This window comes from Paraburkholderia sp. BR10954 (assembly GCF_040965775.1).
Taxonomy (GTDB): Bacteria; Pseudomonadota; Gammaproteobacteria; order Burkholderiales; family Burkholderiaceae; genus Paraburkholderia; species Paraburkholderia youngii.
Window position 1 is genome coordinate 161,255 of the sequence record NZ_JBFRCK010000010.1, and the last position, 13,859, is coordinate 175,113.

Sequence of the window (13,859 nt, forward strand, 5' to 3'; positions counted from 1 at the left end):
ATCGAAAAAGCGACCCGAACTTTGCGAAATCGCGGCGCGGCCAGGCGCGCGCCGCACACCTGACAAAACGATAACCCTCGTGATACCAAGCGCTACGAGCGTTCCGCGCGCGCCGACAGCGCCATGCTGCGTCGCAGCAAGCCATCCGCCCGGTATTTGAGAAATTGATTTTCGCTTGCGAGACTCCGCGCCATGCCGGAGCAGCGAGCCGCCCACGAAGCTGCCGCCATCCGCGCCAATTCAACGAACCTGGATGGAGACACGCGTGTTCCTATACGGCTTTGGTCCCGTGCTGCTCGCCGGCACGCTGCAGACGATCGAGCTGTCCGTCCTGTCGCTGGCGGCCGCTGTGTTGCTCGGCCTCGCGGGCGCGGCGGCGAAACTCTCGTTCAACCGGCCCCTGCGGGCCATCGCGACCGGCTACACGACGCTGATCCGCTCGGTGCCCGACCTCGTGCTGATGCTGCTGCTGTTCTACAGCATCCAGATGGCGGTCAACGATCTGACCGACGCGCTCGATCTGCCGCAGTTCGACATCGATCCATTCGTGGCCGGCGTGCTGACGCTCGGCTTCATCTACGGCGCGTACTTCACCGAAACCTTCCGCGGCGCCTTTCTCGCGGTGCCGCGCGGCCAGCTCGAAGCGGGCAGCGCGTACGGGATGAGCGGCGTGCGCGTGTTCACCCGCATCCTGTTTCCGCAGATGATGCGCTTCGCGCTGCCCGGCATCGGCAACAACTGGCAGGTGCTCGTGAAGGCCACCGCGCTCGTGTCGATCATCGGTCTCGCCGACGTCGTCAAAGCCGCGCAGGACGCCGGCAAGAGCACCTTCAACATGTTCTTCTTCATCCTCGTCGCCGCGCTGATCTATCTGGCGATCACCACCGTCTCGAACGTCGCGCTGATCTGGCTGAACCGCCGCTATTCGATCGGCGTGCGACACGCGGAGCTCTGAACGTCATGATCGATATCCTCAATCAATTCTGGAAGGCGTATCTGTTCTGGGACGGGCAGCGCCTGTCGGGTCTCGCGGTCACGCTGTGGCTGCTGGTCGCGTCGATCGCGATCGGCTTCGTGTGCGCGGTGCCGCTCGCGGTCGCGCGCGTGTCGAAGAAGCGCTGGCTGTCGACGCCGGTACGTCTGTACACCTACGTATTTCGCGGCACGCCGCTCTACGTGCAGCTGCTGTTGATCTACACCGGCGTGTACAGCCTCGCGTTCGTGCGCTCGCACAGTCTGCTCGACGCGTTCTTTCGCAGCGGCTTTCACTGCGCGATCCTCGCGTTCGCGTTGAACACCTGCGCGTACACGACCGAGATTTTCGCGGGAGCGATCCGCTCGACCTCGCATGGCGAAGTCGAGGCGGCGCGCGCCTATGGCATGAGCTGGTTCACGATGTACCGGCGCATTGTGATACCGTCCGCGCTGCGTCGCGCGCTGCCGTTGTACAGTAACGAAGTGATCCTGATGCTGCACGCGACCACGGTCGCGTTCACGGCCACGGTGCCCGACATCCTGAAGGTCGCGCGCGATGCGAATTCGGCGACCTACCAGTCGTTCAACGCGTTCGGGCTCGCGGCGTTAATTTACCTCGTGGTGTCGTTTGCGCTGGTTGCGTTGTTCCGGCGCGCCGAGCGCCGTTGGCTCGCGCATCTCGCGGTGCGCACGCATTGAGCGCGCGTCGACATTGCAGCGGGCGCCGCGCGCTTGCGCACGGCGGCGTGCGCACCAGACCGATCCGTATCTTCACTGGGAGAGCATCTTGCTCCATACCACGCAAACCGAAGCTTGCAAGCTCGCCGTACAGGACATCCACAAGCGCTATGGCGACAACGAGGTGCTCAAGGGCGTGTCGCTGAACGCGAACAAGGGCGACGTGATCAGCATCATCGGCGCGAGCGGCTCGGGCAAGAGCACCTTCCTGCGTTGCATCAATTTTCTTGAGCGGCCGAACGCCGGCCAGATCATCGTCGATGGCGAGGCGGTGAAGACGAAGACCGATCGCGCCGGCAATCTCGAAGTCGCTGACCACAAACAGTTGCAGCGCATCCGCACGAAGCTCGCGATGGTGTTCCAGCACTTCAATCTGTGGTCGCACATGAACGTGCTCGAGAACATCATCGAGGCACCGATTCATGTGCTCGGTCTGAAGCGCAAGGAAGCCGAAGATCGCGCGCGCGAATATCTGGAGAAGGTCGGTCTCGCGCCGCGTCTCGAGAAGCAGTATCCGTCGCATCTGTCGGGCGGCCAGCAGCAGCGGGTGGCGATTGCGCGGGCTCTCGCGATGCATCCCGACGTGATGCTGTTCGACGAACCGACTTCCGCGCTCGACCCCGAACTCGTCGGCGAAGTGCTGAAGGTGATGCAGAAGCTCGCCGAGGAAGGCCGCACGATGATCGTCGTCACACACGAAATGGGCTTCGCGCGCAACGTGTCGAATCACGTGATGTTCCTGCACCAGGGCCGCACCGAGGAGGAGGGCAATCCGGCCGAGGTGCTGAGCGCGCCGCGCAGCGAGCGCCTGAAGCAGTTCCTGTCCGGCAGCCTGAAGTAACGCGCGGCCCGCTTTCACGGACACCCGATGGCCCGCACGTCCAGCCCGGCTCGCACGACCCAGGTCGCGATCGTCGCATTGCCGCCCGTGTCGATGTCGGGCGTCGGGCCGATCGTCGACGCGCTCAATCTCGCCAATGAAATCGACGGCCGCGCGCTGTATCGCGTGCAGGTCTGTTCGTGGGACGGCCGCGCGGTGCCGCTGTCAGGCGGCGCGCAATGGCCGGCCGATGCCGCGTTCGGCGACGCGATCGCGTGCGACTGGCTGATCATCGTCAGCGAGCGGTTCCAGCAGTTCGCCGACTACCGTCTGTTTCTCGCGAGCCTCGCGCGCGTCGGCCAGCGCACGCCGCTCGTCACCGGCATTCATCACGGCGTGTGGTGGCTCGCGATGGCGGGGCAGCTGTCCGGCTATCGCGTCAGCGTGAACTGGGAAACCTATCAGCAGTTCTCCGAACAGTTCGAACGCTCGATCGTCACGCAGCAGATCTTCGAAATCGACCGCGATCGCGCGACCTGCGCGGGCGGTCAGGCGACCGTCGACTTCATGCTCGCGATGATCGGCCGCGAGCACGGGCCCGAACTCGCGGAGCGGATCGCCGATACGCTCGGCGTCGGGACGTTGCGCGCCGGCGAGGAGCGCCAGCGCATTCCGTTCGTGACCGCGCCGGGCGAGCGTCATCCGCGCCTGAACGACGCGCTGCTGCTGATGGAAGCCAATATCGAGGACCCGCTGACCACCGATGAAATCGCCGGCCTCGTCGGCGTCTCGCGGCGGCAGCTCGAACGCCTGTTTCGCCAGTATCTCGGCTCGATGCCGTCCAAATACTATCTGGGGCTGCGGCTGTCGAAGGCGCGCATGCAATTGCAGCGCACCAGCAAATCGGTCGTGCAGATCAGCCTCGCCTGCGGGTTTTCGTCGGCGGCGCATTTTTCGAATGCTTATCGGGAGCGCTTCGGCGTCACGCCGCGCGAGGATCGCCGCAACTGGATCGAGCGGCAGACCGGCGCGCACGGCGGCGCGAGCGAGCCCCGGCCGGCCGCGCTGATCGAGCGGCCCGAGCTCGATTGATGCAAAGCGGCGCGAGCAATCGGGCATGGCTCGTGCGTGAGCTGGAAGCCGTCTGAAAGCGAAGCCGAGGCACGTCCGGCGCGGGCTGCGCGGCTGCACCGCCCAAGCCCGACACGAGCGCGACACAAACCCGACATGAACCGCTCACAGAGTACGAACGAGACGCCTGCTCGAAAAGTACCCGCAGTACCCGCCGTGGCGCGACGACGCGCGGAACCTCATAGAAAGCGTCGCGTATGCGCAAGACGCGCCGCGCACGGTTTCCTACACTAGCTGTATTACCTGTCACCCGTAAAAGGATTAGCCATGAACGACCTGACTGTGACACGCCAGACCTTCGACGAAGTCATGGTGCCGGTGTTTGCCCCCGCCGCCTTCGTACCGGACCGCGGTCTCGGCTCGCGCGTGTGGGACACGCAAGGCCGCGACTATATCGACTTCGCCGGCGGCATCGCCGTCACCGCGCTCGGTCATGCGCATCCGGAGCTAATGAAGGTACTGCATGAGCAGGGCAGCAAGCTGTGGCACATCGGCAATGGCTACACGAACGAGCCGGTGCTGCGTCTCGCGAAGCGCCTCGAAAGCCTCACGTTCGCCGATCGCGCATTCTTCGCAAACTCGGGCGCCGAAGCGAACGAGGCCGCGTTGAAGCTCGCGCGCCGCGTCGCGTTCGACCGTTACGGCGCGCAGAAAGACGAAATCATTTCGTTTACGCAGTCGTTCCACGGCCGCACGCTGTTTACCGTCAGCGTCGGCGGCCAGCCGAAATATTCGGAAGGCTTCGGCCCGGTGCCGGCCGGCATCACGCATCTGCCGTACAACGACATCGCAGCGGCGAAGAAGGCGATCGGCGCGCAGACCTGCGCGGTGATCGTCGAGCCGATCCAGGGCGAGGGCGGCGTGATCCCGGCGGATCCGGCGTTCCTCAAAGCACTGCGCGAAGCGTGCGATCAGCACAACGCGGTGCTGATTTTCGACGAAGTGCAAACCGGCGTGGGCCGCAGCGGCTACTTCTACGCGTACCAGGACACCGGCGTGACGCCCGACATCCTGACCACCGCTAAGGCGCTCGGCAACGGCTTCCCGATCGGCGCGATGCTGACCACCAAAGAGCTCGCCGCGCACTTCAAGGTCGGCGTGCACGGCACGACCTACGGCGGCAATCCTCTCGGCTCGGCGATCGCCGAAAAAGTGGTCGAACTCGTCAGCGACCCGAAGCTGCTAGAAGGCGTGCGCTCGCGCAGCGAAGTGCTGAAAGGCCATCTCGCGAAGTTGAACCAGCGGTTAGGGCTTTTCAGCGAAGTGCGCGGCAAGGGTCTGCTGATCGGCGCCGAACTGAACGACGCGTATCGGGGACGCGCGAAGGACTTCGTCACCGCGGCCGGCCAGCACGGCGTGATCATGCTGATGGCAGGCCCGGACGTGCTGCGCTTCGTGCCGTCGCTGATCATGCCGCTCGACGATATGGCCGAAGGCTTCGCGCGTCTCGAGAAGGCGTTCGGCGAACTCGTCGGCGCGAATGCGCAGGCGGCGTCGCATTGATGTTCGGACAGCTCCGCACGCCCACGCCGATGCGGCGATTCACGCGTCACATTCAACAGGAACGATGATGTACTTCGTACGTCCCGCCCGCCTTGCCGATCTCGATGCGCTCGAGCATATGGCGCGCACCGCGCAACCGGTGCTGCATTCCCTGCCGCACGACCGGCGCGCGCTCGAAGCGCGCGTCGCGTTGTCGGAAGACTCGTTTCGCGCGGAGGTCGACTTTCCGGGCGAGGAGTTCTATCTGTTCGTGCTCGAAGATTCGGACACCGGCAAGCTGATGGGCACCGCGAGCATCGTCGCGGCGGCCGGTTACGCGGACCCGTTCTACGTGTTTCGCAATGACGCGCTGATTCATGCGTCGCGCGAGCTACATGTGAATCGCAAGATTCACGCGCTGACGATGTCGCACGAGCTGACCGGCAAGAGCCGGCTCGCGGGCTACTACATCGACCCGTCGCTGCGCGGCGACGCGGCCGCGCAGCTGATGTCGCGCGCGCGGATGATGTACATCGCCGCGAATCGCAAGCGCTTCACGCCCGAGGTGTTCTCGCTGCTGCTCGGCGTCACCGACGAAAACGGCATGTCGCCGTTCTGGGAAGCGGTGGGCCGCAAGTTCTTCGGCCGCGATTTCGCTGACATCGAAGTCGAATCGGGCGGCCGCAGCCGCACGTTCATCGCCGAAGTGATGCCGACCTATCCCGTGTATGTGCCGCTGTTGCCCGAAGCGGCGCAGCGCGTGCTGGGCGAGCCGGATGCGAACGCGCTGCTCGCGTACGAGATTCATCTCGAGGAAGGCTTCGAGACCGATCGCTACGTCGACATCTTCGACGCGGGTCCCGTGCTGACCGCGCAGATGGATCGCAGTGTCAGCGTAAAGCACAACGAGACGCGCGTCGTGCGCGAGGCACCCGCGCCGCACGGTGCAACGTACCTGATCGCGCACAACGGCGCCGCCGGCGAGTTCCGTTGCGTGCTCGGCGAGCTCGCGCCGGGCAAGGAATCGGGCGCCGCGTTGTCGCAGGCGGCGCTCGCCGCGCTCGGGGTACGGGAAGGCGATACGGTGCGCTGCGTGCCGCTGCATCAGCCGCAGGACGAACAATCGGGAGACGCGCAATGATCGTCGTTCGCGTAGTGCAACGAGGCGATGTGGATGCGCTGATGCGGCTCGCGCAGGAAACCGGGCCGGGCCTGACCACGTTCAAGCCGGATCGCGATGCGCTCGCGGCGCGGGTCGAGCGCGCGCGCCGCACGATGGAAGATCGGGCCGAACCGCACGAGGCCGGCTATTTCTTCGTGATGGAAGACACGGCCACCGGCGACGTGGCGGGTGTCTGCGGGATCGAAGCGGAGGTGGGACTGCAGCAGCCGTTCTACAACTATCGCGTGAGCACGGTCGTGCACGCGAGCCAGGATCTCGGCATCTGGACCCGCATGCACGCGCTGAATATCTCGCACGACCTCACCGGTTATGCGGAAGTGTGCTCGCTGTTCCTGAGCCCGCGTTACCGCACGAGCGGCGTCGGCGGCTTGCTGTCGCGCTCGCGCTTCATGTTTCTCGCGCAGTTTCGCGAGCGCTTTCCGCAGCGTCTGTGCGCGGAGCTGCGCGGCCATTTCGACGAGCAGGGCACGTCGCCGTTCTGGCGCGCGGTCGGCTCGCACTTTTACCAGATCGATTTCAACGCCGCCGACTATCTGAGCTCGCACGGCCGCAAGGCGTTTCTCGCCGAACTGATGCCGCGCTATCCGGTGTACGTGGAGCTGTTGCCGGAAGAGGCGCAGCGCTGCGTCGGCCTCACGCATAGCGACACGATTCCCGCGCGCCGGATGCTCGAAGCCGAAGGGCTGCGCTACGAGAACCACGTCGATATTTTCGATGCGGGTCCGGTGCTCGAATGCCATATCGCCGACTTGCGTACCGTTCGCGAGAGCGTGCTGGTCGCGGCTGAGATCGGCGACGCGGCAGAGCCGGCCGCGCAGGACGGACTGAAGTCGATGGTATCGAATACGTCGCTCGGCGATTTTCGTGTCGGCGTCGTGGCGGGCGTGGCGCGCAACGGTGTGTTCCGCCTCAGCGCGGCCGAAGCCGACGCGCTTCGGGTAAAGGCAGGCGATCCGCTGCGGGTGCTGCCGGTGAAACACAAACAAGGATGATCATGAGCGAGCTTTTCATCGCCGGCGAATGGGTCGCCGGCACAGGACCGGTATTCGCGTCGCACAATCCCGGCACGGGCGCGGTGGTGTGGCAAGGCAATAGCGCATCGGCGGACGACGTCGATCGCGCGGTACGCAGCGCGCGCCGCGCGTTCGCCGCATGGTCGGCGCTGACGCTCGACGCGCGTTGCGCGGTGGTGCGCCGCTTCGCCGCGCTCGTGACCGAGCGCAAGGAAGCGCTCGCCGAAGCGATCGGCCGCGAGACCGGCAAGCCGCTGTGGGAAGCGCGCACCGAAGCGGCGTCGATGGCCGCGAAGGTCGAGATCTCGATCCAGTCGTACAACGAGCGCACCGGCGAAAAGCGCTCGGCGATGGCGGACGGCACCGCCGTGCTGCGGCATCGTCCGCATGGCGTGGTGGCGGTGTTCGGGCCGTACAACTTCCCGGGCCATCTGCCGAACGGGCATATCGTGCCCGCGCTGATCGCCGGTAACGCGGTCGTGTTCAAGCCGTCCGAACTGGCGCCCGGCGTCGCGGCGCTCACGGTGCAAATCTGGCGCGATGCGGGGCTGCCCGCCGGCGTGCTGAATCTGGTGCAGGGTGAGAAGGACACCGGCGTCGCGCTCGCGAATCACTGGCAGATCGATGGACTGTTCTTTACCGGTAGTTCGGATACGGGAACATTGCTGCACAAACAGTTCGGCGGCCGTCCGGAGATCGTGCTCGCACTCGAGATGGGCGGCAACAACCCGCTCGTGATCGGCCCGGTCGCTGACCTCGACGCCGCCGTGCACCACACGATTCAATCGGCGTTTCTGTCGGCGGGGCAGCGCTGCACCTGCGCGCGCCGCATCTTCGTGCCCGACGATGCGTTCGGCGAGCGTTTCCTCGCGCGCCTGACGGAAGTCACCGCGCGCATCGGCGTCGGCGAATACAACGCCGAGCCGCAGCCGTTCATGGGCGCGGTGGTGTCGGCGCGCGCGGCCTCGCGTTTGATCAGCGCGCAGCAACGTCTGCTCGCGAGCGGCGCGAAGGCGCTGTTGAAGATGGAGCAGCGCGATCCGCAACTCGGCTTCGTGACGCCCGCGATTCTCGACGTGACCGACGTGAAGGACCTGCCCGACGAGGAGCACTTCGGCCCGCTCGCGCAGATCATCCGCTACCGCAACTTCGACGACGCGCTCGAACAGGCGAACGATACGCAGTTCGGTCTGTCCGCGGGCCTGCTCGCCGACGACGAAGCGCTGTGGACGCATTTCCAGCGCACGATCCGCGCGGGCATCGTCAACTGGAACCGGCCGACCAATGGCGCTTCGTCGGGTGCGCCGTTCGGCGGGCCAGGCCGCTCGGGTAATCATCGGCCGAGCGCGTACTATGCGGCGGATTACTGCGCGTACCCGATGGCCTCTGTCGAAAGCGCGCAACTGAACATGCCCGCGAGCGTCTCGCCGGGTCTTCAATTCTAAGGATCGACGATGCTGCAAGCCACTGAAGCCAATTTCGACGGCCTGGTCGGCCCGACTCACAACTACGCGGGCCTGTCGTTCGGCAACGTCGCGTCGCAGAGCAACGAGAAGTCGGTCGCGAATCCGAAGGCCGCCGCGCGCCAGGGTCTGCGCAAGATGAAGCAGTTGGCGGACCTCGGCTTTCATCAGGGCGTGCTGCCGCCGCAAGAGCGTCCGTCGATGCGTCTGTTGCGCGAGCTCGGTTTTTCCGGCGACGACGCTTCGGTGATCGAGCGCGTCGCGAAGAACGCGCCCGAACTGCTCGCGGCGGCAAGTTCAGCATCCGCGATGTGGACCGCGAACGCGGCGACGGTGAGCCCGTCCGCGGATACGCACGACGGCCGCGTGCATTTCACGCCGGCCAATCTGTGCAGCAAGCTGCATCGCGCGATCGAGCATGAATCGACGCGCCGGACGCTGCGGGCGATGTTCAGCGACACCGACCGCTTCGTCGTGCACGAGGCGCTGCCCGGCACGCCCGCGCTCGGCGACGAGGGCGCGGCGAATCACACGCGCTTTTGCGAGCAATACCGGGCGCGCGGCGTCGAATTCTTCGTGTATGGCCGCAGCGAGTATCGTCGCGGGCCGGAGCCGAAGCGCTATCCGGCGCGTCAGACGTTCGAGGCGAGCCGCGCGGTCGCGCATCGTCATGGCTTGCAGGACGCGGCGACCGTCTATGCACAGCAGAACCCGGAAGTGATCGACGCCGGCGTGTTCCATAACGACGTGATCGCGGTCGGCAATCGCAACACGCTGTTCTGCCATCAGCTCGCGTTCGTCGATCAGCAAGCGGTGTACGACGAGTTGCGCTCGAAGCTAGCGAGCCTTCACGCGAGCTTTAACGTAATCGAAGTGCCCGACGCGCAGGTCAGCGTCGCCGATGCGGTGACGTCGTATCTGTTCAACAGCCAGCTGCTGACTCGGCCCGATGGCAAGCAGGTGCTGGTCGTGCCGCAGGAGTGCCGCGAAAATCCGCGCGTCGCCGCGTACCTGGATGAGCTGACTTCGCACAGCGGTCCGATCGACGAAGTGCTCGTGTTCGATCTGCGCGAGAGCATGAAGAACGGTGGCGGCCCCGCCTGTCTGCGCCTGCGCGTCGTACTCGACGACACCGAGCGCGCGGCGGTCGCGCCGGGCGTGTGGATCGACGACACGCTGTTCGGCCGACTCGATGCGTGGATCGAAAAGCACTATCGCGATCGGCTCGCGCCGGCCGATCTCAGCGATCCCCAACTGCTGGTCGAATCGCGCACCGCGCTCGATGAGCTGACGCAAATCCTCGCTCTGGGCTCGCTGTATGACTTCCAGCGCTGATTACGCGATGTCCGCCCCGAGCGCGATGCTCGACGATTTTCTCGCGTGGACGCTCGCGGGTTCGCGGCCTGCCGCGCATCACGCGCAAGGCACGTGTGCGAACGGTGTGCGCTGGACGTGGCAGGGCGACGGCGTGCTCGTCATCGAGCCCGCGCAGCAGCATGCGGGCGTCCGCAGCGTGCTCGTCTCGGCCGGCGTGCACGGCGACGAGACCGCGCCGATCGAACTGCTGTCGCGCATCGTCGCCGATATCGCACAGGGCCGCGCGGCGCTCGCGTGCCGGCTGCTCGTGATTCTCGGCAACATCGATGCGATGCGCGACGGCGGCCGCTATCGCGACGACGATCTGAACCGGCTGTTCAGCGGCCGTCATCTGCAACTGCCGCACAGTCACGAAGCGCCGCGCGCGGCCGCGCTCGAACAGGCCGCGACGCGCTTTTTCGCGGACGCGTCCGACGCGCCCGGCGCGCGCTGGCATATCGACATGCATACAGCGATCCGCGCGTCGGTATTCGAGCGCTTCGCGCTGTTGCCGCATACCGGCAAGCCCTTTTCGCGCGCGATGTTCGAATGGCTCGGCGACGCGCGCATCAGTGCGGTGCTGCTGCACACGACGAAGGGCAACACCTATTCGCACTTCACCGCGCAAGCGTGCGGCGCTGATGCGTGCACGCTCGAACTCGGCAAGGTGCGGCCGTTCGGCCAGAACGACCTGACGCGCTTCGAGGGCGCGGATCTCGCGGTGCGCGCGCTGCTCGCCGGCACGCGAATGAACGCACGAGGCGACGCGCAAGCTGCGCTGCCGCGCGTGTTCACCGTCGTCGATCAGCTGACCAAGCAAAGCGACGCATTCGAGTTGCTGCTCGCGCCCGACGTGCCGAACTTCACACCGCTCGCCAAGGGCACCCTGCTCGCGCGCGACGGCGACTATCAATACACGGTCCAGCGCGACGAAGAGCGCATCGTGTTTCCGAACCCGGCGGTCAAGCCCGGCCTGCGTGCCGGTCTGCTCGTCGTCGATACCACCGCCGAGACGCTGCCCAAGCTTGTCTAGACAGGTCGCGTGTACAATCGCGGGCTTCGCGGCTGACGCATCTACCGGTTACGCCGGCCGCGCGAGTCCGAAGCGCGGCCGGCGTAATCCACCTGTGCGCGCCGAATCGGCTCCGTTTCAGTCAACACCGTAAAGGAACACCCGTAATGAAGAAGAATTGGCCCAACCTGGCCGCGCTCGCGCTGTTCGCGACGGTGGCCTTGACGGCAGGCACCGCGTCGGCGGCTGAGATCAAGGAAGTGCGCTTCGGCGTCGAGGCTTCGTATGCGCCGTTCGAATCCAAGTCGCCCGCGGGCGAGCTGCAGGGCTTCGATATCGACGTCGGCAACGCCGTGTGCGCGAAGCTGAAGGCCAAATGCGTGTGGGTCGAGAATTCGTTCGACGGCCTGATCCCGGCGCTCGAAGCGCGCAAGTTCAGCGCGATCAACTCGGACATGACGATCACCGACCAGCGTCGCCAGGCGATCGACTTCACCGATCCGATCTACACGATCCCGAATCAGATGATCGCGAAGAAGGGCAGCGCTCTGCAGCCGACGCCCGCATCGCTGAAGGGCAAGCACGTCGGCGTGCTGCAGGGCACGATCCAGGAAACCTATGCGAAGGCGCGCTGGGCGCCGGCCGGTGTCGATGTCGTGCCGTATCAGACCCAGGACCAGATTTACGCGGACCTCGCGTCGGGTCGTCTCGACGCGTCGTTCCAGGACGCCGAGGCGGCATCGAAGGGCTTTCTGAAGAAACCGCAGGGCGCGGGCTTCGAGTTCGCCGGTCCGGCCGTGAGCGACGACAAGCTGCTCGGCGCGGGTGTCGGCTACGGTGTGCGCAAGAACGACAAGGCGCTCAAGGATGCGCTGAACGGCGCGTTGAAGGAGCTGAAGGCCGATGGCACGATCGACCGCCTCGCCGCCAAATACTTCGACGTGAAAGTCGTGCTGAAGTAACGCTGCATCGAATTGTGCAAAACGGCCGCTGATGCGGCCGTTTTGCTTTTGGTACGCGGGTCGCAAACGTTCAACAAATATTTCGAGATATTGCCTTGTAAGCCTGTTCGTGGCCAATCACGCTGCGATAAAATTGCGACGCACGTTGCCGCGCGTCGACGAGCTTCCAACGTCACAGAAACGCGCTTACGTGCAGCGAAAAAACAGAACATAGCGGCCAGGCGCCAGCGGCGCCGAGCGGGGGACTGGAATGACCACCATCGCAATCGAGACTCTGAGCCACGGCGGCACGACCGACGACGCGTCGCTTGTCGCCAGCTACGCGCGGCAGCCCATTCTGAATCGGGACGGCATGCTGTGCGGTTACGAGATCAAGGTGCGTGCGCCCGAGCTGCCGCTCGCCGACGCGGACCTCAGCGCCCCACGAACCCATACCGATCTTCATCCCGACGCGGACGCGTTGCCGGGTCGCGCGCCTACGCCGGTGCAGCGCGTGGCGCGCGCGATCGTGCGCGGGCTCGTGCAAAGCGACGTACGAGGCGCGCTGACTGGCCATCCAGCCTACGTCGACGTGAGCCGCGAGCTGCTGCTCGACGACGCGATCCTGCGACTGCCCGCGGAACGCTTCATGCTCGAGCTGCCTTCATCGCTCGAAGTCGATGACGAGTTGATCGCGCGTATCGTGTATCTGCATGGCCGCCGCTATCGCTTCGCGCTCGACGACGTCACGCAGCCCAACGAGACTTTCGCGAAGCTGCTGCCGTACGCCGAAGTTGTCAAAATCGACGTCCCGCGCACGCCGCGCGCGCTGTTGCCGAAACTCGCGAGCGTGCTGAAGTCGGCGGGCAAACTGCTGCTCGCATCGGGTGTCGATGCGCAGGCCGACTTCGAAACGGTGCATGAGCTCGGCTTCGACCGCTTCCAGGGCTATTACTTCGCGCGGGCGCAAAGCGCATCGAGTCGCAGCGTCAGCGCGCCGCGCCATGCGCTGCTCAATCTGCTGCAACTGCTCGCGGGCGACCCGACGGTCGCGCAGCTCGAAGCTGAGCTGAAGCTGAATCCGGTGCTCGTCATGCATCTGATGAAGCTCGCGAATTCGAGCGGCCTCGCGGTCGGTCACAAGGTGACGACGCTGCGCGACGCGATCAACGCGACCGGCACCGATCGCATCGCGCGCTGGACGCAACTGCTGCTTTACGCCGACGGCCGCAAGGTCGCGCTCGAAGACGACCCTCTGCTGCAACTCGCGGCCACGCGCGCGCGCTTCATGGAGCTCGCGATCGAACGCATGCCCGAAGCGGGCCGCGACGAAGCCGACGCGGCCTTCCTGACCGGCGTGTTTTCGTTCGTCGATGCGGTGTTCGGTGGCTCGCTCGAAAAAACGCTGAACATCCTCACGCTGTCGCGGCCGATCCAGGCCGCGATCCTGCATCGCGAGGGCAGGCTGGGCCTGCTGCTGAGCGCGGTCGAGGCGCTCGAAGTCGGCGCATGGGAGCGCGTCGCCACGCTATCCGAACGTCTTGCGCCGTTGACGCTGGAAGAGGTCGCGCAGATGGGTCTCGCGGCCGGCGCATGGGCCGGTGTCGCGGATCGCAGCGCGGAAGGACTGGAGCGGATCGAGGATTGAGTGGGGTGAAAGCCCCACAGATGCCCGGATAAAATCGTTTTCGGGCAAACACGGAAAGAATCAAAGTGAAGCAGAGTGATCAGCGATCACGCCAGGT

At 65.5% G+C, this 13,859-nt stretch carries 12 protein-coding genes; all 12 read left to right on the plus strand.

The features are described from left to right. The first annotated feature begins 265 nt into the window (after positions 1-265). The 12 genes from AB4Y34_RS16915 (at position 266) to AB4Y34_RS16970 (ending at position 13,762) form a co-directional block, all read left to right on the plus strand. Positions 266-955: an ABC transporter permease gene (locus AB4Y34_RS16915; protein ID WP_176110610.1), complete on the plus strand. Its 690-nt coding sequence runs from the start codon at positions 266-268 to the stop codon at positions 953-955. 5 nt (positions 956-960) lie between these two features. Further along, positions 961-1,674: an ABC transporter permease gene (locus AB4Y34_RS16920; protein WP_176378038.1), complete on the plus strand. Its 714-nt coding sequence runs from the start codon at positions 961-963 to the stop codon at positions 1,672-1,674. Between the two features lie 88 nt (positions 1,675-1,762). Beyond that, positions 1,763-2,554, plus strand: a complete 792-nt coding sequence (locus AB4Y34_RS16925) for an ABC transporter ATP-binding protein (RefSeq protein ID WP_176120081.1) — start codon at positions 1,763-1,765, stop codon at positions 2,552-2,554. Between the two features lie 27 nt (positions 2,555-2,581). Beyond that, positions 2,582-3,625 (plus strand): GlxA family transcriptional regulator, encoded by a 1,044-nt coding sequence (locus tag AB4Y34_RS16930; RefSeq protein WP_176108960.1) that lies wholly within the window; start codon positions 2,582-2,584, stop codon positions 3,623-3,625. A 306-nt stretch (positions 3,626-3,931) separates the two neighbouring features. Further along, the gene (locus AB4Y34_RS16935; protein WP_184225575.1) at positions 3,932-5,167 is read left to right on the plus strand and encodes an aspartate aminotransferase family protein; all 1,236 of its coding nucleotides are present in this window, start codon (positions 3,932-3,934) and stop codon (positions 5,165-5,167) included. A gap of 67 nt (positions 5,168-5,234) precedes the next feature. Then, positions 5,235-6,287 (plus strand): arginine/ornithine succinyltransferase subunit alpha, encoded by a 1,053-nt coding sequence (gene aruF, locus AB4Y34_RS16940; protein WP_176378036.1) that lies wholly within the window; start codon positions 5,235-5,237, stop codon positions 6,285-6,287. Next, positions 6,284-7,321, plus strand: coding sequence for an arginine N-succinyltransferase (gene astA / locus AB4Y34_RS16945; RefSeq protein WP_176108957.1), 1,038 nt, complete (start codon positions 6,284-6,286; stop codon positions 7,319-7,321). The genes aruF and astA overlap by 4 nt, the downstream gene beginning before the upstream one ends. A 2-nt stretch (positions 7,322-7,323) precedes the next feature. Then, positions 7,324-8,787, plus strand: a complete 1,464-nt coding sequence (astD, locus tag AB4Y34_RS16950) for a succinylglutamate-semialdehyde dehydrogenase (protein ID WP_368716674.1) — start codon at positions 7,324-7,326, stop codon at positions 8,785-8,787. Between the two features lie 12 nt (positions 8,788-8,799). Then, entirely contained in the window at positions 8,800-10,140 is a 1,341-nt protein-coding gene (astB, locus tag AB4Y34_RS16955; protein ID WP_176120124.1) for an N-succinylarginine dihydrolase, read from the plus strand. Next, on the plus strand, positions 10,124-11,194 hold the full coding sequence (astE, locus tag AB4Y34_RS16960; protein ID WP_368716675.1) for a succinylglutamate desuccinylase: 1,071 nt from the start codon (positions 10,124-10,126) through the stop codon (positions 11,192-11,194). The genes astB and astE overlap by 17 nt, the downstream gene beginning before the upstream one ends. 146 nt (positions 11,195-11,340) lie before the next feature. After that, on the plus strand, positions 11,341-12,135 hold the full coding sequence (locus AB4Y34_RS16965) for an ABC transporter substrate-binding protein (RefSeq protein WP_368716676.1): 795 nt from the start codon (positions 11,341-11,343) through the stop codon (positions 12,133-12,135). A 250-nt stretch (positions 12,136-12,385) separates the two neighbouring features. Then, positions 12,386-13,762, plus strand: coding sequence for an EAL and HDOD domain-containing protein (locus tag AB4Y34_RS16970; protein WP_368716677.1), 1,377 nt, complete (start codon positions 12,386-12,388; stop codon positions 13,760-13,762). Positions 13,763-13,859: the final 97 nt, after the last annotated feature.

What these genes read in the sequence shown, in the direction of transcription:
- astD (WP_368716674.1), top strand. Translation starts at nt 7,324, where the DNA reads ATGAGCGAGCTTTTCATCGCCGGCGAATGGGTCGCCGGCACAGGACCG.
- aruF (WP_176378036.1), top strand. Translation starts at nt 5,235, where the DNA reads ATGTACTTCGTACGTCCCGCCCGCCTTGCCGATCTCGATGCGCTCGAG.
- AB4Y34_RS16920 (WP_176378038.1), top strand. Translation starts at nt 961, where the DNA reads ATGATCGATATCCTCAATCAATTCTGGAAGGCGTATCTGTTCTGGGAC.
- AB4Y34_RS16970 (WP_368716677.1), top strand. Translation starts at nt 12,386, where the DNA reads ATGACCACCATCGCAATCGAGACTCTGAGCCACGGCGGCACGACCGAC.
- AB4Y34_RS16965 (WP_368716676.1), top strand. Translation starts at nt 11,341, where the DNA reads ATGAAGAAGAATTGGCCCAACCTGGCCGCGCTCGCGCTGTTCGCGACG.
- AB4Y34_RS16930 (WP_176108960.1), top strand. Translation starts at nt 2,582, where the DNA reads ATGGCCCGCACGTCCAGCCCGGCTCGCACGACCCAGGTCGCGATCGTC.
- astA (WP_176108957.1), top strand. Translation starts at nt 6,284, where the DNA reads ATGATCGTCGTTCGCGTAGTGCAACGAGGCGATGTGGATGCGCTGATG.
- astE (WP_368716675.1), top strand. Translation starts at nt 10,124, where the DNA reads ATGACTTCCAGCGCTGATTACGCGATGTCCGCCCCGAGCGCGATGCTC.
- AB4Y34_RS16935 (WP_184225575.1), top strand. Translation starts at nt 3,932, where the DNA reads ATGAACGACCTGACTGTGACACGCCAGACCTTCGACGAAGTCATGGTG.